This window comes from Ruegeria sp. CF4 (assembly GCF_056537345.1).
In genome coordinates, this window is the sequence record NZ_JBQFRJ010000004.1 from 92,789 (window position 1) to 111,085 (window position 18,297).

General features: G+C 62.3%; 17 protein-coding genes. 1 reads left to right on the forward strand and 16 read right to left on the reverse strand.

Features of this window, described 5'->3' with window-relative positions:
• The first annotated feature begins 106 nt into the window (after positions 1–106).
• Entirely contained in the window at positions 107–1,480 is a 1,374-nt protein-coding gene (locus tag ACR0NF_RS11080; protein ID WP_480778250.1) for a DUF3179 domain-containing protein, read from the forward strand.
• Here ACR0NF_RS11080 and ACR0NF_RS11085 read toward each other — a convergent pair whose 3' ends face one another.
• From ACR0NF_RS11085 to ftsW, 16 genes are all read right to left on the reverse strand, one after another.
• Positions 1,481–3,166 carry a chloride channel protein gene (locus tag ACR0NF_RS11085; RefSeq protein WP_480778251.1) on the reverse strand — a complete coding sequence of 562 codons (1,686 nt, stop codon included), beginning with the start codon at positions 3,164–3,166 and terminating at the stop codon, positions 1,481–1,483.
• A gap of 93 nt (positions 3,167–3,259) precedes the next feature.
• Positions 3,260–4,909, reverse strand: coding sequence for a DNA repair protein RecN (recN, locus tag ACR0NF_RS11090; RefSeq protein WP_480778252.1), 1,650 nt, complete (start codon positions 4,907–4,909; stop codon positions 3,260–3,262).
• A gap of 36 nt (positions 4,910–4,945) precedes the next feature.
• Complete coding sequence (locus ACR0NF_RS11095) at positions 4,946–5,806, reverse strand: outer membrane protein assembly factor BamD (protein WP_480778253.1); 861 nt, start codon at positions 5,804–5,806, stop codon at positions 4,946–4,948.
• Between the two features lie 127 nt (positions 5,807–5,933).
• A complete protein-coding gene (lpxC, locus tag ACR0NF_RS11100) occupies positions 5,934–6,854 on the reverse strand; it encodes a UDP-3-O-acyl-N-acetylglucosamine deacetylase (RefSeq protein ID WP_480470357.1) in 921 nt (306 codons plus the stop codon).
• A 214-nt stretch (positions 6,855–7,068) separates the two neighbouring features.
• On the reverse strand, positions 7,069–8,670 hold the full coding sequence (gene ftsZ, locus ACR0NF_RS11105; RefSeq protein WP_480658282.1) for a cell division protein FtsZ: 1,602 nt from the start codon (positions 8,668–8,670) through the stop codon (positions 7,069–7,071).
• Between the two features lie 350 nt (positions 8,671–9,020).
• Positions 9,021–9,440, reverse strand: a complete 420-nt coding sequence (locus tag ACR0NF_RS11110) for a hypothetical protein (RefSeq protein WP_480470359.1) — start codon at positions 9,438–9,440, stop codon at positions 9,021–9,023.
• Positions 9,427–10,761 carry a cell division protein FtsA gene (gene ftsA / locus ACR0NF_RS11115; RefSeq protein WP_480470360.1) on the reverse strand — a complete coding sequence of 445 codons (1,335 nt, stop codon included), beginning with the start codon at positions 10,759–10,761 and terminating at the stop codon, positions 9,427–9,429. The genes ACR0NF_RS11110 and ftsA overlap by 14 nt, the downstream gene beginning before the upstream one ends.
• A gap of 8 nt (positions 10,762–10,769) precedes the next feature.
• On the reverse strand, positions 10,770–11,777 hold the full coding sequence (locus ACR0NF_RS11120; protein WP_480470361.1) for a cell division protein FtsQ/DivIB: 1,008 nt from the start codon (positions 11,775–11,777) through the stop codon (positions 10,770–10,772).
• Positions 11,765–12,682, reverse strand: coding sequence for a D-alanine--D-alanine ligase (locus tag ACR0NF_RS11125; protein ID WP_480470362.1), 918 nt, complete (start codon positions 12,680–12,682; stop codon positions 11,765–11,767). The genes ACR0NF_RS11120 and ACR0NF_RS11125 overlap by 13 nt, the downstream gene beginning before the upstream one ends.
• A gap of 108 nt (positions 12,683–12,790) precedes the next feature.
• Positions 12,791–13,717: a UDP-N-acetylmuramate dehydrogenase gene (gene murB / locus ACR0NF_RS11130; RefSeq protein ID WP_480470363.1), complete on the reverse strand. Its 927-nt coding sequence runs from the start codon at positions 13,715–13,717 to the stop codon at positions 12,791–12,793.
• Entirely contained in the window at positions 13,714–14,007 is a 294-nt protein-coding gene (locus ACR0NF_RS11135) for a hypothetical protein (RefSeq protein WP_480667521.1), read from the reverse strand. Before ACR0NF_RS11135 ends, murB begins: the two co-directional genes overlap by 4 nt.
• 22 nt (positions 14,008–14,029) lie before the next feature.
• Positions 14,030–14,296 carry a DUF2484 family protein gene (locus ACR0NF_RS11140; RefSeq protein WP_480470365.1) on the reverse strand — a complete coding sequence of 89 codons (267 nt, stop codon included), beginning with the start codon at positions 14,294–14,296 and terminating at the stop codon, positions 14,030–14,032.
• The gene (locus ACR0NF_RS11145; RefSeq protein ID WP_480470366.1) at positions 14,293–14,541 is read right to left on the reverse strand and encodes a DUF2484 family protein; all 249 of its coding nucleotides are present in this window, start codon (positions 14,539–14,541) and stop codon (positions 14,293–14,295) included. Before ACR0NF_RS11145 ends, ACR0NF_RS11140 begins: the two co-directional genes overlap by 4 nt.
• Before the next feature lie 4 nt (positions 14,542–14,545).
• On the reverse strand, positions 14,546–15,952 hold the full coding sequence (gene murC, locus ACR0NF_RS11150) for a UDP-N-acetylmuramate--L-alanine ligase (RefSeq protein WP_480658288.1): 1,407 nt from the start codon (positions 15,950–15,952) through the stop codon (positions 14,546–14,548).
• The gene (locus ACR0NF_RS11155) at positions 15,949–17,046 is read right to left on the reverse strand and encodes a UDP-N-acetylglucosamine--N-acetylmuramyl-(pentapeptide) pyrophosphoryl-undecaprenol N-acetylglucosamine transferase (RefSeq protein ID WP_480778254.1); all 1,098 of its coding nucleotides are present in this window, start codon (positions 17,044–17,046) and stop codon (positions 15,949–15,951) included. Before ACR0NF_RS11155 ends, murC begins: the two co-directional genes overlap by 4 nt.
• Entirely contained in the window at positions 17,046–18,209 is a 1,164-nt protein-coding gene (gene ftsW / locus ACR0NF_RS11160; RefSeq protein ID WP_480778255.1) for a putative lipid II flippase FtsW, read from the reverse strand. Before ftsW ends, ACR0NF_RS11155 begins: the two co-directional genes overlap by 1 nt.
• Positions 18,210–18,297: the final 88 nt, after the last annotated feature.

Genomic DNA, 18,297 nt, shown 5'->3' on the forward strand with positions numbered 1-18,297 from the left:
AATCCTTCGAAACCAGGATTTGATATTACACCCTGCTCACGCGGGTGTTTCGTGTATGTGAGCGCGATTGCGGGCAGATTGGGGTTGCAGCCAATCGGAGGATGCCATGTCGATCACACGTCGCAGTTTCACCGCTTTGTTGGGGGCCGGTGCCGTCGCGCCCTCGGAGCTCTGGGCGCAGCAGGAAGATCCGGTGCTGGAGGCGGTGCGGTCCACGCTCTATGCCGGACGCACAGATTTTGAGGCTGGGATGGCCTTTCTCAGGGACCGTGGCAATCCGGATGTCGTGCCCGCCCTGCTGACCGCGATGCGGTTCGGGCGACGGCGCGAGGTCGATATTGCCGAAGTGATGGAAGCACTGACCGGAGAAACGCTCGGCACCGATTGGTTCGGGTGGATGCTGTGGCAGGAGAAGAATCCCCAGATCGTACCGCATGCCTCATTGGCGCCGTTCAAGCGCGAAGTGCTGCTGGGGATCGACGAGAACTTTGACCTGTTCCTGCGGCCTGAATACCTGCAGCGCGACAAGATGAAGATCCGGCTGGAAGAAATCACGTGGGGCGGTGTGGTCAAGGACGGCATCCCGTCGCTGGACAATCCCAAACTGATCTCGGCGGCGCGGGCGGACTACATGAAAGACGACGACCTGGTCTTTGGCGTCTCGATCAATGGCGATGTGCGCGCTTATCCGCTGCGGATCATGGGCTGGCACGAGATGTTCAATGAGGTGATCGGAGGCGTTCCGGTGGCATTGGCCTATTGCACGCTGTGTGGATCGGGGATTTTGTTTGAAACGCAGCTCGAAGGGCGGCGCAAGCCGTTCGTCTTTGGCTCGTCGGGGTTCCTGTATCGCTCGAACAAGCTGATGTTCGACCGTGAGACGCATTCGCTGTGGAACCAATACACGGGCAAGCCGGTGGTCGGACCGCTGGTCAACAGCGGGATCGAGTTGAAGCAGCGTCCGGTGGTGATCACCCGTTGGGACAGCTGGAAGGCGTCACATCCCGATACGCAGGTGCTGTCACTGAAGACGGGGCATCGGCGGAACTATGGCTCGGGCGTGGTGTATCAGGAGTATTTCGCCTCGCCCGAGTTGATGTTCCCGGCGTTGGTCGATCAAAGGCAGCATCGGCAGAAGGATTATGTGTTCGCGGTGCGTCAGTTCGGGGCGGCCCGGGCCTGGCCGTTGGATGCGTTCAGGGGCAAGCCGGTGATCAATGATGCGATTGGCGGGCGCGCTTTGATGCTGATAGGTGATCCCAAGAAACGCAGTGTGCGCGCCTATGAGCGCGGCGCGCATCAGTTCCGCGCGACCACCGATGGCGGGTTACTGGACGAGGCGGGCAACAAATGGACCGTCGCCGAAGAGGCTCTTGTGGCACCGGATGGCACACAGCTGCCGCGGGTGGCGGGTCATATCTCTTACTGGTTTGCCTGGGACAATTATCTGGGTGACGTAGCCAGCGTTTATGACGGCTGATCAGGAGTGTTCCTCGGCCGCGGTTGCGGCCAGCGCACGGTTATAGGCCTTGAGCGCGTCGATGTGGTACAGCGCGCCGACCGGCTCTTCGCAACCTTCCTTGTCGATGATCACCACCGGGATACAGGGAATATCGTCGCGGTCGAAATAGGGCATCGCGGCTTCAAGCGTAGCACTGGCCTTGACGCAGAGGCCCTGTTCGATCAGCGCCAGCGCCTCTTCTTTGGTGATCGAGCGCGGATCGCCGATGGGCCGCATCACGGCGCCCGCGCGCAGCATGGCAAGCAGGTAAGCCTGTGGACCCGCAGCCAGATGCACGTTGCGGCGTTCAAGCTGGGTCAGGAAGAACGATCGGTCCACGAGGCGCGAGGCCAACGCAGTGGACATCGAGACCGAGACCATCACGGCGAGACCGATCTGCCAGTCTCCGGTCAGTTCAAAAACGATCAGCGTAGTCGAGATCGGCGCGCCCAGCACTGCCGCCGCCACCGCGCCCATCCCGGCAAAGGCATAGAGCGTATGGGTGCCAGAAACGTCGGGCAGCAGGCCGGTGGCAATCAGGCCAAAAGCCAGCCCGGTCAGCGCTCCGATCATTAATGACGGGGAAAACACACCACCGCCCATTCGCCCACCCATGGTGATCGCGACGGCAACGGTTTTCATGACCGCAAACAGAATCGCCGTGGTCAGCACCAGATCTCCGGTCAGGGCGCGGATCGTGGTCTCGTAACCTACACCGATGATATGCGGGAACCAGACAGCAAGCAGGCCCAGCATGGCACCGGACACTCCGGGGCGCAGCCACCCCGGCAGAGACAGACGGTTCTGGATATGAGTACCAATATCTTCAGCAAAGAAGATCGAGCGCATCAGCACCAGTGACACCAACCCGCAGATCAGGCCAAGGATCAGGAAGGCGGGTAGTTCGACATAAAATTGCAGCGACCCGGGGGTTTCGAGCGTGAATTCGGTGACATCACCATAAGCGAGCCGGTTGATCACCGTGCCCGCGACCGAGGCGATTACGATGGGAGCAAAGGCGTGCACGGCGAAATGGCGCAACACGACCTCAAGCGCGAACAAGGCACCGGCGATAGGGGCGTTGAAGCTGGCCGAGACGGCAGCGGCCACGGCGCAGCCGAGCAGGTCACGCCCGGTGATGCCGTCGGCGTGGATACGGTCGCTAACCCAGGTCGAAATGACGCCAGCCATGTGCACAACCGGCCCTTCCCGCCCCGTGGACCCGCCGGAGCTGAGCGTGATCAGCGAGGCGATGAAGGACGCAATACCGGCCTTTTTCTCGACCCGGCCATCGCTGATGGCAGAGCCTTCGATCACATCGGCGACCGAACGCACGCGGCCATCATCAGTGTACCTGTTCAGGATGATCCCGACGACCAACCCGCCGACCACAGGGGTAAGGAAGATCCAGAGCCAGTGCAGCTTTTCGGCATGGCTGTGGAGGTACAGGATATCGTCGGTATTGTAGAGATAGGCCTGCAACGCGGCGATGGCCATGCGGAACCCAAGCGCCATGAAGCCTGCGGCGATGCCGATGATCAGGGCGATGAACCAGAACTGTATCTGGCTGGGGCCACGGTGGCGCATCACCCGCCATGCATCCCGCAGCGCCGAGAGGGCCTGATTGAGCTGATTGCGCAGCACGGTGCGGGTCGATTGGGTCATTGGCCCTCGGTTAGCGTGGTCGCCTGACCCTTAGTAAGCCACTCGGGGGCCTGAGAAAAGTCGGTTCACGACAAGATGTTCACAGAATGCGCGTTATGCATCCAACAGGGCACGGGCGGCGGCGCGCGCCTCGTCCGTGATGGTGTCGCCTGCGACCATGCGGGCGATTTCATCCACCCGGTCGGGCTCGGCCAGCGGGATCACGGTTGAGAGCGTTTGATCCCCTGTCACCTGTTTCTGCACCCGCCAGTGATGCGCCGCGCGGGCGGCAACCTGCGGCGAGTGCGTCACCACCAGAACCTGCCCGCCCTGCGCCAATGACGCCAGACGGCGGCCCACCGCATCTGCCGTGGCGCCGCCAACGCCGCGGTCGATCTCGTCAAAGATCATGGTGCGGGCGCTGTCATCTCCGGTCAGACAAACCTTGAGCGCCAGCAGGAAGCGGCTGAGTTCACCGCCCGAGGCGATCTTGTTCAACGGGCCAGACGGCGCGCCGGGATTGGTGGCCACGGTGAAGGCAACGGCGTCGGTACCTTCCGGGCCGGGATCGGTCGCGGTGATTTCGGTCCGGAACACGGCGCGTTCCATTTTCAGCGGCGCGAGTTCGGCCATTACGGCGCTGTCCAGCGCCCGGGCCGCCTTATTGCGCGCTTCGCTGAGCGCGTTGGCAGCAGCGTCATAAGCGGTTTGCGCCTCAGCCACGGCGGCGCGCTTGTCGCTGAGGTCGGCATCGCCCGCATCGAGTCGGTTCAGCCGGTTCCGCAGCGTGTCGGCAAAGGTCCCCAGATCATCCGCAGCCACGTCGTGTTTGCGCGCCAGCGCGCGGATGGCGAACAGGCGTTCTTCGGTCTGTTCCAGCTCCGCCGGGTTGAAATCGAGCGCCTGCAGGCATGTATTCACACCGTCCTGCGCCTCACCCAGTTCGATCAGGGCGCGGCCCAAGGCGGCGATAGGCTCTTCCAACTGACCGTCTGCACTGTCCGACACGCCTTCGAGCCAGCGGACGGCGTCGGCCATCGCGCCCTCGGCCCCGTCTCCGCCCAGCAGCGCAAAGGCGCGGGCCACGTCATCGCGGATGCGTTCGGCCCCCTGCATCATGCGGCGACGGGCGTCGAGCTCGGCATCCTCACCGGGCTGCGGGTCAAGCTGATCCAGCTCGGCCACGGAATGGCGCAGGAATTCCTCTTCGGCGCGCATGGCCTCCAGCGTGGCTTCGGTCTGGGCCAGTGCCTTTCGGGCACGAGACATTTCGGACCACGCGGCGCGCACGGCGGCAAGCCGATCCCCTGCCCCGGCATAAGCATCCAGCATCGCGCGGTGGCCGCGCGGGTTCAGCAGACCCCGGTCATCATGCTGACCATGCAATTCGATCAGCGTATCGGACAAGGCACGCAGCACCTCGCCCGAGCAGCGACGATCATTGACCCAAGCGGTCTTGCGCCCTTCGGCAGTGTTGACGCGGCGCAGGATCAGTTCCTCCCCACCGGGCAAACCAGCCTCGGCCAGAACCGCATGGGCGGGGTGATCGTCCGAGAGTTCGAATTCGGCCACAACCTCGCCCTGTGCCGCACCTTGACGCACCAACTCGGCACGCCCGCGCCAGCCCAGCACGAATCCCAGCGAATCCAACAGGATCGATTTGCCCGCGCCGGTTTCACCGGTCAAAGCGTTCAGTCCCGGCTGGAACGTCAGTTCCAACCGGTCAATGATCAGCATGTCGCGGATATCAAGGGCGCGCAGCATCGGGTCTTTAGCGTCCCAAGCCTGTAGCCATGGCCGTTACAACCACTCACCTTTGACGGTCTGGCGGTAGATCGTGCTGAGCCAGTTGTTGCCACGGCTCTTGAGGTCAAGCCCACGCGAGGTCAGCAGCGCGTACCCTGCTTCGTACCATTCCGAGGATTGGTAGTTGTAACCCAGAATCGCACCGGCGGATTGCGCCTCATCCACCAGACCCAGTGCCAAATAAGCCTCGATCAGGCGATAGAGCGCTTCGGCAGTGTGGGATGTGGTCTGGAAATCCTCGACCACAACGCGGAAGCGGTTGATGGCGGCAGTGAAGTGATCCTGACGCAGATAATAGCGCCCGATCTCCATTTCCTTGCCGGCCAGATGGTCGAAGGCCAAGTCGAATTTCAGGATCGCCGAGGTGGCGTATTCGCTGTCGGGGTAAACTTCGATCACCGTGCGCAGGGATTGCAGCGCCTGAAAGGTGAGGCCCTGATCGCGGCCCACTTCGTCGATCTGGTCATAATAGCTGAGCGCCAGAAGATACTGCGCATAGGCCGCGTCTTCGTCAGTCGGGTAGAAATCGATATACCGCTGGGCGGCGGCGCGGCTTTCAGCATAGTTCTTGTCGGAGTGGAACGAAAAAGCCTGCATGATCAGTGCGCGTTTGGCCCAGTCGGAATAGGGGTACAGGCGTTCGACTTCCGAGAAATACCACGCCGCATCATCCGAGCGATTCTGCGACAGTTCGTATTCGCCGCGGGTGAAAATCTGTTCGGGCGTATACCCTTCGAGATTCTGATTACGGTCTGCGCCGCGACTGCCGAACAGGCCATTGTCGCCGCACGCGGTCAAAACTGCTGCCACGAGAAGCGCGCCTGCGATTCTGACTGCCGCCTTGGTGCCAACCATTCCGCCCATCCTTGTCGTCTTACTTAGCGGGATTTGTCCCTGATCGGACCTCGGTCTAGCACATAAAATTCCGGGGCAAAACGCCTTATGCACCCTCGTGACGCAATTGTCGCCAGAGTTGATCGGCTTACGCCACCTGAGGAATTTCGCTGCGGACAAGGCCCTGACCGGGCAGACGCGCAGCCTGTTCCGGGGTGCACAGCACCGGACGCACCGCGCCGGGTGTTTCGAACAGTTTGCGCAGCAGGGTGTTGGTCATGGAGTGGCCCGACTTTTCACCGGTGAACCGTCCCAGAATCGGACCGCCTGCCAGATAGAGATCGCCCAGAGCGTCCAGCATCTTGTGGCGTACGGCTTCGTCCGCGTGGCGGAAGCCACCGGGTGTCAGCACTTCGTCGCCCTGCACGACCACAGCGTTTTCCAGCGTACCGCCCAATGCCAGCCCGTTTTCGCGCATCGCCTCGACATCGGTGCGGCGGCAGAAAGTGCGGCTGTCGCAGAGTTCGCGGGCGAAAGATCCGTTGCGCATGTCCAGAACCTTGGTCTGGCTGCCAATGGCGTCGTCTTCGAAATCGATGTGGAATTCGATCTCGAGCCCTTCGGCCGGGGCAATCGACGCGCTTGCGCCTTCGCGCGAAACGGTGATCGGCTTGAGCACTTCATAAGCCAGAACCGGGCTGGCCTGACGGCGCACGCCTTTGGCCATGATGCCGCGCACGAATTCAACGGACGAGCCATCCATGATCGGAACTTCGGGGCCATCGATCTCGATCAGTGCGTTGTGGATACCGCATCCGGCCAGCGCAGCCATGATGTGTTCGATGGTTGAAACGGATACGCCTGCGTCATTCACCAGACGGGTGCAGAGCGGTGTGCGCTCGACCACGTCATAGATCGCCGGGATCAGTGCATTGCCCAATTCGATATCGGTGCGCTTGAACCAGATGCCGTGACCGGCTGCGGCTGGCTTCAGGACCATCGTTGCAGGCTTGCCGCCATGCAGGCCGACGCCTGTAAACGTGACCGAAGATTTGAGCGTATGTTGCAAAATGAACCTCAGCGCGTGGTGTCCAGCCTAGGGTCGGCTGTGTTGAACCCCCAACTAAGGAAGCGGGCGCTAAGGCTCAACTCACTCTTTGCAACCGATTGAAACATGATTGTGACAGATCGGCAAAACCCTGCTTAGCCCCTGTCAAAACCCTGTAATTAAAAAGAAAAGGGCCGCCAAATGGCGACCCTTTCCAACGATTTTGTTACCGCGATCAGTTGGCCTGACGGCGCAGGAAGGCCGGAATTTCGATGCGATCCTGCTCTGGGTCAGCCTCTTCGCGGGCCGGTGCCGTTGCGTCAGTTGCCCGCATTGAGGGCTGTTGGCGCACGGGTTGGGCCGGCGTATCGGCAGCGTGGCCGGTCATCCGATCGATCAGACGATTGAACCCGAAACGGGGGCGATCCTCAGCCGATTGCTGCGGTTCGGGGGCCGCTTCGCGTGGTGCTTCGGTCTGCCGCAGACGGTTCTGCGGAACCTTCTGCACAGCTGCCTGCAACCGCTGCATCGCCTCGGGCGATGGGGTGCCGGGGGTCTGGGCACGCGGGGCGGCATAGGAGTCTGCGATGTCTTCCGGCTCGGGCTGAGGCTCGAACTGCGCCACCTGCGGCTGGTAGGCTGGCGGCGGCAGGCCGTCATCCTCTTGCGCGGCGGGTTGTTCTTCATGCCAGCCTTCGTTCAGCTCAACATCTTCGATCGATTCAAACAGCGTGGGGGCGATGTTTGCATCCTCTGCCGCGGGGGCCTCATCCGCGGCTACGTGTTCCTGTGCGGGCTCTTCCGCGGACACCGTCCGGGTCAGCGGTGCCGACATCGAGCGGCGCGCGACCGGCACATCGTCGGTTTTCTCGCTGGCGTCGATACCGGTGGCAACGACCGAAACGCGCATGCCGCCTTCCATCTCAGTGTCGAGGGTCGAGCCGACGATGATGTTCGCCTCGGGGTCCACTTCCTCGCGGATGCGGTTGGCGGCCTCGTCCAGTTCGAACAGGGTCAGGTCGTGCGAACCGGTGATGTTGATCAGCACACCCTTGGCGCCCTTGAGGCTGATTTCGTCCAGCAGCGGGTTGGCAATCGCTTTCTCGGCCGCCTGAACCGCGCGATCCTCACCAGTGGCCTCACCGGTACCCATCATCGCCTTGCCCATCTCGTCCATCACCGCACGAACATCGGCAAAGTCGAGGTTGATCAGGCCCGGACGGACCATCAGGTCCGTCACGCCCTTGACGCCCTGATACAGAACGTCGTCGGCCATCGAGAAGGCCTCGGTGAACGTGGTCTTTTCATTGGCCAGACGGAACAGGTTCTGGTTCGGGATGATGATCAACGTGTCGACGACCTTTTGCAGGGCATCCACGCCGTCTTCGGCCTGACGCATGCGCTTGGCGCCTTCAAACTGGAAAGGCTTGGTGACAACACCAACGGTCAGCACGCCCAGTTCCCGCGCCGCCTGCGCGATGATCGGAGCCGCCCCGGTGCCGGTGCCACCGCCCATACCGGCGGTGATAAAGCACATATGCGCGCCCGCCAGATGATCGACGATCTGTTCGATACTTTCTTCGGCAGCTGCGGCCCCTACGGTCGGACGCGCGCCTGCGCCCAGCCCTTCGGTAACCTTGACACCCAGCTGAACCCGCGCCGACGAACGGCTTTGCTGCAGCGCCTGTGCGTCGGTGTTGGCGACGACAAATTCAACGCCATCCAGCTGTTTTTCGATCATGTTGTCGACAGCGTTGCCCCCAGCGCCGCCAACGCCAAATACGGTAATCCGAGGCTTGAGTTCGTCGTGCCCGGGCATCGAAAGATTCAATGTCATGCTCTGTCCGCCTGTTTATATGTTGCCGCAAAATGCGGTTTTTTCTGACCTATCCACAGATTATTTTACTGTGTCATTTCGGAAACGTCACCAGAAAAATCGCCAGAATCCACAAAATATGGAGGAAATAAGGCATCGAACAACGGCATTTCGCTGTTACCGCGACATGTTGCGGCGAAAGGCTCATGCACCACTACACGCGGAAAAACCCCACCCGCCCTGCGGGGGTGCGAAAACTCATTGATCACTCGTTTTAATCGCGGAAAACTGCTCAATGTCCTACCGCTGGGCCTCTATCGGGCCTTAGATAGTATTTTGCGGGAAATTGGCGGTCGCCGCAACCGATTTCTTTAGCTTATCGGGACACTTGGGCAGTTCAGGCTGTCCTCGGAAATGCTGCGGACCTCTTGGGTTTCACTGCCAACGAAGCGCGCCAGACGGACCATCAGCCGGTCGTCATGCAAAAAGGGCCACCAGCAGACCGGCAGGCCGTCGGGCGCATCGTCATAGAGAAAGCAGATCTGGCCGTTCGGCGTGGTGATCTGACCATAGACGCAACCCCGCCCCTCCATCCGCCAGACTGACAGAGTCGGGCTGAGGAATTCCTCGGCCCCGACCAGCATGCCGCTGCGGATTTCGTGGAAAGTGATTGTCTTGCCGACGACGGCGTTCAGAAACGCCTCGGGCGAGATCAGGGTCTGGGCCGCAGCCGCAGCGGGCAAGAAGGCCGCGCTGAGGGTTGCCCGGCGCAGACGTTTACCAATTGTCACGGAACCAGCGCACGGCGCGTTTGAAGGGGCGTGCGGCGTAGGTGTCGACAGGGATCTCGAAATCCCACCATTCGTCCTGCGGGTGCGCCGCAAACAGGCTGAGGCCCACCGCCGAGGAAAAGCCCGGCCCAGTCGCGGATTGCGGCAGGCCATGCACGCGCAGCGGGCGACCCAAACGAACACGTTGACCCAGAATGCGGCTGGCCAGCCCGTCGAGCCCCATGATCTGGCTGCCTCCGCCAGTCAGAACGATCTGTTGGCTGGGCAGGTGGTCAAAACCTGCAGCGTCCAGACGGGTGCGGACCTCTTCGAGGATTTCTTCGACGCGGGGGCGCATGATGCCGATCAGCTCGGCACGACTGACGGTGCGGCGGTCATGCTCCCAATCGCCGGTATCGCCGCCGATATCGATCAGGTCGCGGTCATCGGCCCCGGTTGCATGGACGCCGCCGTTGAAGGTCTTGATCCGTTCGGCCACCGCTGCGGGCACGCCAAGACCCATCGAAATGTCGCTAGTCACGTGATCGCCGCCCATGCGCACGCAATCGGCATAGATCATGTGTTTCTTCATGAAAATCGACACGCTGGTGGTGCCGCCGCCCATGTCGATACAGGCCGCGCCCAGTTCCTGCTCGTCCTCAACAAGCGCGGAAATGCCCGAGACATAGGCCGAGTTCGCAATCCCGGCCAATTCCAGATCACAGCGCTTGATACAGCGCACGATGTTCTGGATCGCCACCGCATCGACGGTGAGCATGTGCATATCCACAGCGAGGCTTTGCCCCAGCTGACCGCGCGGATCGATCAGGCCCGAGCGGTTGTCGAGCGCGAAATTCACCGGCTGGGCGTGCAGCACCTCGCGCCCTTCGCCGTAGTCGGGCACATCGCAGGCATTCAGGACGCGGCCCACTTCGGCCTCGGTGACCAGCTGGCCTTCCAGATCGACCTGCGCGTCAAGGCCATAGGAGCGCGGATTGGCCCCAGAGAATGACGCGATGACGTGATCGACGCGGATATCGGCCATCTTCTGCGCCGCCTGCAGTGCGGTGCGGATGGCGCGCTCGGTTTCCTGCATCGCGGTAACTTCACCGAATTGCACCCCGCGCGAGCGGGTGGTCGCAGCGCCGATGACGCGGAACCCGGTCTGACCGGCCATCGAGCCGATCGAGTTATCCTCGGACAGCCGCCCGGTCCCGTCGAAGCGCAGGACAAGGCAGGCGATTTTGGAGCTGCCCACATCCAGAATGGCGACGACGCCGCGTTGCATCGCTTGGCGGCGCATTTGCCGCATGGCGCGTTGGGACTGATAAAGATCGGTCATCATGGTCGTTACTGCCCGCTACTCACATCTACTTTTGTGTTCCACCAGTCTGCGCTGGCTGTTTCGTTCATTCGGATGGTTGGCCGCTGACCGAGGCGCATATCGACCACGGCCACATCACGTTCCAGAAGGTCCTGCACTTCGTTCACCGCCAGCACGCGTTCCAAGGCGCGCGCAGGGCGTTCGGTCGGCAGCATGATGCGCTGCTTGCGATCCAACACCAGATCCCAGCGCCGCTCGCCAACGCGGACAAGGCCGCGGACCCGCTCGCCCAAACTGCGGGCGGTAGAGAGGATTTGCAGCGCTTCCGGTACGTGTTTATCCGCGCCCTTCCCTGCGATCAGCGGAAGGTTCGCGTGATCGGCGCGCGCTGCGATCATGTCCACATGGGCACCGGTCTCATCCAATAGCTCGATCCCGTCACGGGTGCGCCAGACGATCACCGGCTGACGTTCGATCACGTTGACCTGCAGGATTCCGCCGGGGCGAATGCGTACGGTGGCCGATTTCACCGGGTCCAGCCCGGTGATCGTGTCGCGGATCTGTTCGACATCCAGATCCCAGGAGCTGAGCGGAAAGTCGAGCGGCACGACCTCGCGGATATCCTCGGACAATGTGGTCCCTGCCCCATCGATGGCCATCAGGTTGACCATGAATTCGGGGCGTTCCTGGATCGAGGTCTTGATGTCAGCAATATACGTCTCGAGCGCCATGCGGCGATCTTCCGAGGCGAAATACAGACCAATGGCTGTCACGACGGCCAGAATTGGCAGGCCGATCTTCAGGCCCCGGCGAATCCCGGGCGTCAGCATCCAGCGCTGCAGCCGGTAGCTGAGCTTTGACGGGGCCGGATCAACAAACCGGCCCGACCGGCCAAACAGACGCATTCCACGCAGGCGCAGCCTGGGCTCCGCCTTGGGTTCGGGCCTTGGTGCGGTATTAAAGTCGGCATCCGGCCCGGCCAGCGGTTTGGTCCGGTGGATCACCGGCGCGCGGGTGGCGATCAGCGGTCGCATGAGGCGTCCTCCACCATCCAGGCGCAGAGCTGGCCGAACGTCATGCCGCAATACTCGGCCTGTTCAGGCACCAGCGAGGTCGGCGTCATACCGGGCTGGGTGTTGGTTTCGAGCAGGAACAACCCGTCGACCCCCATGCTGTCATCCCAGCGATAGTCGGTCCGTGACACGCCGCGACATCCCAGCGCTTTATGCGCCTTCACCGCATAGTCCATGCAGCGATCAAAGATGTCCTGCGGGATGTCGGCGGGCAGCACATGCCACGATCCGCCGGGCTTGTACTTGGCGTCATAATCGTACCAGCCGCCATCAGTCATGATCTCGGTCACTGTCAGCGCGCGGTCGCCCATCACGGTCACGGTCAGTTCCCGGCCTGCGACATATTTCTCGACCATCACCTGATCGGGCATCGCCTCGTCCAGCTGAGGCGGGCCGTTGGCGTTTTCATGCACGATATAGATGCCGACGCTGGAGCCCTCGTTGTTGGGCTTGGCTACGTAGGGAGGTTCCATCACATGGACCTCGATCACCTCGACCTTGGGCACGATCACGCTGGGCACGACGGGCAGGCCCTCGGCGGCGTAGACCTCTTTGCTGCGCTGCTTGTCCATCGCAAGGGCCGAGGCCAGCACGCCGGAATGCGTATAGGGAATGCGCATCCATTCCAGCAGGCCCTGCACACAGCCATCCTCGCCCCAGCGGCCATGCAGGGCGTTGAAAACCACATCCGGCTTGATCTCTGAAAGGCGCGCGTAGAGGTCGGGACCTGCGTCCAGTTCGACCACTTCAAAGCCTTCTCCCACAAGGGCGGCTGCGCATTCGCGCCCAGAGCTGAGAGACACCTCGCGTTCCGCCGAGGGGCCACCCATCAATACCGCCACTTTGGGGTTTGTCCTGCTCGACATACCCAATGTGCGCCTCAATGTCCCCGGACCTTATGTGGTGGTCCGTACTGCGTTTATGCCTTTGATCCGTCGCCGTTAATTGCCTGTTTTGGTCTGACGGTTGGGGCTTTATTCATTCAGCGGATCACCGACCCGCATGATTTCCCACTCTAGCGTGATGCCGCTTGTTTCGTAAACCTTTTTTCGCACCTCTTCGCCCAGACCTTCGAGGTCAGCGGCGGTGGCTGTGCCGGTGTTGATCAGGAAATTCGAGTGCTTGGGGCTCATCTGCGCTCCACCTTTGATGGCGCCACGCATGCCTGCGTTGTCGATCACCTTCCACGCCTTGAGGTCATGCACATCATCCGCGCGCCCGGTCGAGGAGAACCCGGCGGGATTGCGGAAGGTCGATCCGGCGCTACGATCCTTGGTGGGTTGGGTTTCGTCGCGCTTTTGCAGCTGCGCTGCCATGCGGGCGTGTAGCTCAGCAGGATCGCCCGAGGGGCCTTGGAACGTCGCCGAGACCAGCACCGCGCCTTCGGGCAGGTCGGACTGGCGGTAGCGGAAATTCAGGTCCTGTGGGGTAAGGTCCATGACCTCTCCGGTCCGGGTGACGATGGTGGCCTTTTGCAGCACATCCGCGGTGTAGCTGCCGTAACAGCCCGCGTTCATGCGCACGGCCCCGCCGATAGAGCCGGGGATCGTGCGCAGGAAGGTCAGGTCCACACCCGCATCTGCCGCTTTGCGCGCCACATGCGCATCCAGCGCCGCAGCGCCTGCAGTGACAGTGTTGCCGTCGACCGAAATGCCGTTGAACCCGCGCCCGAGCCGGATCACCACGGCCCGCAGACCGCCATCACGGACAATGAGGTTCGAGCCGACGCCCATCGGAAAGACCGGCACATCGGCGGGCAGATCGCGCAGAAAGGCATGCAGGTCCTCGATATCTGCGGGTTGGAACAGATAGTCGGCTGGTCCGCCGACGCGCAGCCAGGTCAGGTCATTCAATGGACGGGCCTGAGTCAGGCGGCCCCGAACATCGGGCAGATTCATCATGTGTTTGCCCTTGCCGCCAGGCTGCGCCCTCCGACACCGCCCATGATCACTGCGAACAGGAAGGGCAGAACACCGCCCGTCAGCCAGACAAAGGGGCCAAAGGCTTGTTCTTCTTCGCCGGTTTCGACGCCCGCAAGCATCACGATCAGCGCCAACGCCACGGCCGAGGTCAGCCCGATCAGCCACAGCAACCCTTTGGTGCCGATCCAGCGCCCGGCGACAAAGCCCGCAAGGGTGCCGAAGACGAGACAGATGAGTGGCAGATAGGCGAAGGTGGCGACGTTGACCATTGGGACCTCCTGAAACGGTCGGTTACTTGTTGGCCGCCTTCATGCCCTGCATTTTCGCCTTTGTCCAACGGGTGAGATAAATCACCGGCCAGCGCAGCACGGACATGCCTGCGGCAAGGACAAGCAGCCCAACCCACGGGCCGTTTTCATAGGTGACATAGCCCAAAATGGGAACGCCCACAGCGATCAGGAAATAGGCGCGTCGCCAGTGGTTGTCTTTGCTGGGCAGCATGGCCAGAATATTGGCGGTCAGCCCCCAAAGACCGGCAAGCGCGATTGACCAGTTCACTCAGACACCTCTCTGCCCGTCCATTTGCGCCAGTAATAGCGGATCGGGTTGCGGTACATCGAGGCAAAGCCGGCAATGGCCAGCACTCCGATGAACCAGCCATAATCGTAGCTCAGCCACAGGATCAGTGCGGGCGCGCTGACAAACAGCACCAGGCCCGGCGGGAATTGCAGGCGCATGGGCAACATCGCCACGATGGTCGAGGCGAGCACCCAGCCGCAGGCGATTATGAGCGACCACGCCACCGTATCAGCTCGCTTTGGCGATCAACCGGTCGGGCAACCCGTTGGCCCAGGCACTGATCGTACCCGCACCGAGGCAGACGACCATATCGCCGGGACGGGCCTGTTCGCGCACGAGGCGTTCGAGGTCACTTTCATCCAGTATGGCCCGCGCATGACGGTGGCCGTGGCGGATCAGACCTTCGACCAGATCATCGCGGCTGGCGCCCTCAATCGGGTCTTCGCCCGCGGCAAAGACCTCGGCAATGGCGACCACATCGGCGTCGTTGAAGCAGGTGCAGAAATCGTCGAACAGGTTGGAGAGGCGCGAATAACGGTGCGGCTGGTGGACGGCGATGACGCGGCCCTCGGTGGCCTGACGTGCAGCCTTGAGAACGGCTGCAATCTCGACCGGGTGGTGGCCGTAATCGTCGATGATGGTGACACCGTTGATTTCCCCGACCTTGGTAAAGCGGCGGTTGACGCCGCCGAAATTGGCCAGTGCCTCGCGAATTTCGCTGGCCTTCATGCCCAGATGGCGGGCCACGGCCACGGCGGACAGGGCGTTCGAGACGTTGTGGTCCCCCGGCATCGGCAGGGTACAGCCCTCGATCACCTTGTCTTCGTATTGCAGGTGGATGTCGAAATGGGCGACGCCGCCTTTGTAGGTCAGGTTCTCGGCCCGCACATCGGCCTGCGCGTTGAAGCCATAGGTGCGCACACGGCGGTCAGTGATGCGCCCGACCAGAGCCTGCACCTCGGCATGATCCGTGCAGCAGACGGCCAGACCGTAGAAGGGCAGGTTTGAGACGAACTCGTGGAAACCGTCGCGCAGTTGGTCGAAATCGCCCCAATGCTCCATATGCTCGGGGTCGATATTGGTGACGATGGCGATGGTTGCAGGCAGGCGATTGAACGAGCCATCAGATTCGTCGGCCTCAACCACCATCCATTCACCCTGCCCCATCCGCGCGTTCGAGCCATAGGCGTGGATGATGCCGCCATTGATGACGGTGGGGTCGAAATCTCCGGCGACCATAAGCTCGGCCATCATCGTGGTCGTGGTGGTCTTGCCGTGGGTTCCGGCGATGGCGATGTTCGAGCGCAGCCGCATCAGTTCGGCCAGCATGTCGGCGCGACGCACGACCGGAAGGCCCTGAGCGCGCGCCTCGTCCAGTTCCGGATTGCCCGGCTTGATCGCGGTCGAGACCACGACCACGGCGGCGTTCTGCAGGTTTTCGGCGCGCTGGCCGACAAAGATTTCGGCCCCCAGCGAGGCCAGACGATCGGTGATTTTCGACGCCTTGAGATCCGACCCCTGCACCCGGTAGCCAAGGTTCAGAAGCACCTCGGCAATGCCCGACATCCCGATCCCGCCGATGCCCACAAAGTGGATCGGCCCAACGTCCTGCGGCAGTTTGGTTGCTGGATTCATGAGGTCTCCTTCTGCGCCAGTTGTTCGACAAGGGCGACCAGACGCTCGGTCGCGTCCGGAGCCCCAACCGATAGCGCGGCATGGGCCATTTGCTGTGCGGCTTCGGGGTTGGTGAAAACCGTGGTCATTTGCTGTGTCAGCGCGGCAACGTCAAGGGCGTTTTCGGGGATCATGATCGCCCCGCCCGCCTGAACCAGCCCACGCGCGTTGGCGGTCTGGTGATCTCCGGCGGCTGCGGCGAAGGGGATCAGGATCGAGGGTCGCCCAATCACCGAGATATCAGCAACGCTGGACGCGCCCGAGCGCGAGATGACCAGCTGCGCCTCGGACATCCGCCGAGGGACGTCTTCGAAGAAGGGTTGTACATCGGCAAGGATGCCATGTTCGGCATAGAACGCGGCCACACGCGCCTGATCTTCCGCGCGCGCCTGATGCGAAACCCGGATGAAGCCGCGCAGATACTCTGGCAGCGCCGCAATCGCGTCGGGCACCACGTCGCTGAGGATGCGTGCGCCCTGCGAGCCACCCATGACCAGCACCGACATCGGATAATCGCCCGGCGGGATATAGGGAGCAGCGGCGCGCTCCAGTACGGCGGCGCGTACCGGGTTGCCGGTGTGCAGACCCTTCGCGCCTTCGGGCAGGTCTGTGGGCCAGACGCCGCAGGCCACCTTTGCCACGCGGGTGGCAAAGAGCTGGTTCACGCGTCCCAGCACTCCGTTCTGTTCGTGGATCATGCGGGGGATTTTCAGCAGCGTCGCCGCGCCCAGCGCCGGGATCGACGGATAGCCGCCAAAGCCCACCACCACGTCCGGCTTGTCACGCATCATCCCTGCCGCCATGCCGGTCACGCCCGCGGCAATCTTCGGCCCGACCATCACCTTGGCGGCCAGACCGCCACGGGCGAAAGTGGCGGAGGAGGCCTCGACGATTTCGACGCCTTTGGGAAACGCGCCGGTATAACGTGCGCCACGGGGATCGGTGGACAGGCGCACGCGCCAGTCCTTGAGCAGCATCGCCTCGGCCAGCGCCTGCGCGGGGAACATGTGCCCCCCGGTACCGCCCGCCGCAATCAGAAGATAAGGTGTGCTCATCAGCCTCGTCCGCGCAGAATGTCGCCAAGCTCGCCTTGTGGGCGGGTTCGGGTGAAGGCCAGCAACATGCCAACCGCAATTCCGCCCGCAATCAGCGACGAGCCGCCATAGCTGACGAAGGGCAGCGTCATGCCCTTGGCGGGCAGCAGGCGCACGGCGACGCCCATGTTGATCATGGCCTGGACGCCGAACATGCAGGCCAGGCCGGTGCCGGCCAGACGGATGAACATGTCGCGTTCACGCATCAGCCGCAGCAGGGAGCGCACGACGATCAGTGAATAAAGCGCGATGATGATCAGGACGAGGATCAGGCCGTATTCCTCGGCTGCCACCGCGATGATGAAATCCGTATGCGCATCGGGCAGAGACCATTTCACCTGCCCCTCACCGACGCCAACACCGAACAAGCCGCCCTCGCGGATGGCGTTGGTGGCATAGCCTAGCTGGGTGGTCGGATCGACCTCTTGGTTCAGGAACCCGTCGATGCGGCGGGCGAAGTGCTCGGAATTGGAATAGGCGAACATGCCCCCCAACACGACCGCCCCGGCCATGCCCAGCAGCAGCAACATCGGTGCGCCGGCCACGAAATACATCACGCCCCAGCCAAAGAGAATCAGGCAGGCCTGCCCGAAATCGGGCTGCATCACCAGCATCGCGACGATGGACATACACAGTGCAAACGACCAGAGCCGCCCCGGCGGGCCGTTGATCTCTTGCGAGGCAGCCAGAAGCCATGCGGCGACGACGACGAAACCGGGTTTGAGGAATTCCGATGGCTGCAGCGAGGCGAAGCCCAGCGAATACCAGCGCACCGCGCCCTTGCCGAAATCGGTGCCGAAGATCGGCAGGAAAGCCAGCGCTACGAAGGAGGCCAGAAAGCCCAAGATCGCCAGACGTCGCACCAGCGTGGGTGACATCATCGAGGTCAGCAGCATCGCAACCAGTGCCAGCCCGCCAAACAGCGCCTGACGTTCGACATAGTGGAACGGATCGAACCCGTTGCGCCCCGCGAGCGGCGGCGATGAGGCCAGCCCCAGCAGAAGCCCGATGACAAACAGGATCAGAACGCAGGACATCGTCCAGCAGTCAATTGTCCGCCACCACTTTGGAAGAATCGGTTCGCCGCGCTGGTCCTGGACCGCGCCATACACCATCTCAGTCATGAGATACCGCCACTATCTGCCTCGTACACGTCCCGTTTTCGGGATCTGATTGAGAGTCTACAGCGATTTTTGCATTCAGGCCAGTGGA

Bases quoted from the DNA above. Each gene is read 5' to 3' on its own strand.
- ACR0NF_RS11125 (WP_480470362.1), bottom strand. From the start codon at position 12,682: ATGTCGAGCAGGACAAACCCCAAAGTGGCGGTATTGATGGGTGGCCCC.
- murC (WP_480658288.1), bottom strand. From the start codon at position 15,952: ATGAATCCAGCAACCAAACTGCCGCAGGACGTTGGGCCGATCCACTTT.
- ftsZ (WP_480658282.1), bottom strand. From the start codon at position 8,670: ATGACATTGAATCTTTCGATGCCCGGGCACGACGAACTCAAGCCTCGG.
- ACR0NF_RS11120 (WP_480470361.1), bottom strand. From the start codon at position 11,777: ATGCGACCGCTGATCGCCACCCGCGCGCCGGTGATCCACCGGACCAAA.
- ftsW (WP_480778255.1), bottom strand. From the start codon at position 18,209: ATGACTGAGATGGTGTATGGCGCGGTCCAGGACCAGCGCGGCGAACCG.
- ACR0NF_RS11095 (WP_480778253.1), bottom strand. From the start codon at position 5,806: ATGGTTGGCACCAAGGCGGCAGTCAGAATCGCAGGCGCGCTTCTCGTG.
- murB (WP_480470363.1), bottom strand. From the start codon at position 13,717: ATGATGAATCTGCCCGATGTTCGGGGCCGCCTGACTCAGGCCCGTCCA.
- ftsA (WP_480470360.1), bottom strand. From the start codon at position 10,761: ATGACCGATCTTTATCAGTCCCAACGCGCCATGCGGCAAATGCGCCGC.
- recN (WP_480778252.1), bottom strand. From the start codon at position 4,909: ATGCTGCGCGCCCTTGATATCCGCGACATGCTGATCATTGACCGGTTG.
- ACR0NF_RS11080 (WP_480778250.1), top strand. From the start codon at position 107: ATGTCGATCACACGTCGCAGTTTCACCGCTTTGTTGGGGGCCGGTGCC.
- ACR0NF_RS11085 (WP_480778251.1), bottom strand. From the start codon at position 3,166: ATGACCCAATCGACCCGCACCGTGCTGCGCAATCAGCTCAATCAGGCC.
- ACR0NF_RS11155 (WP_480778254.1), bottom strand. From the start codon at position 17,046: ATGAGCACACCTTATCTTCTGATTGCGGCGGGCGGTACCGGGGGGCAC.
- ACR0NF_RS11135 (WP_480667521.1), bottom strand. From the start codon at position 14,007: ATGGTCAACGTCGCCACCTTCGCCTATCTGCCACTCATCTGTCTCGTC.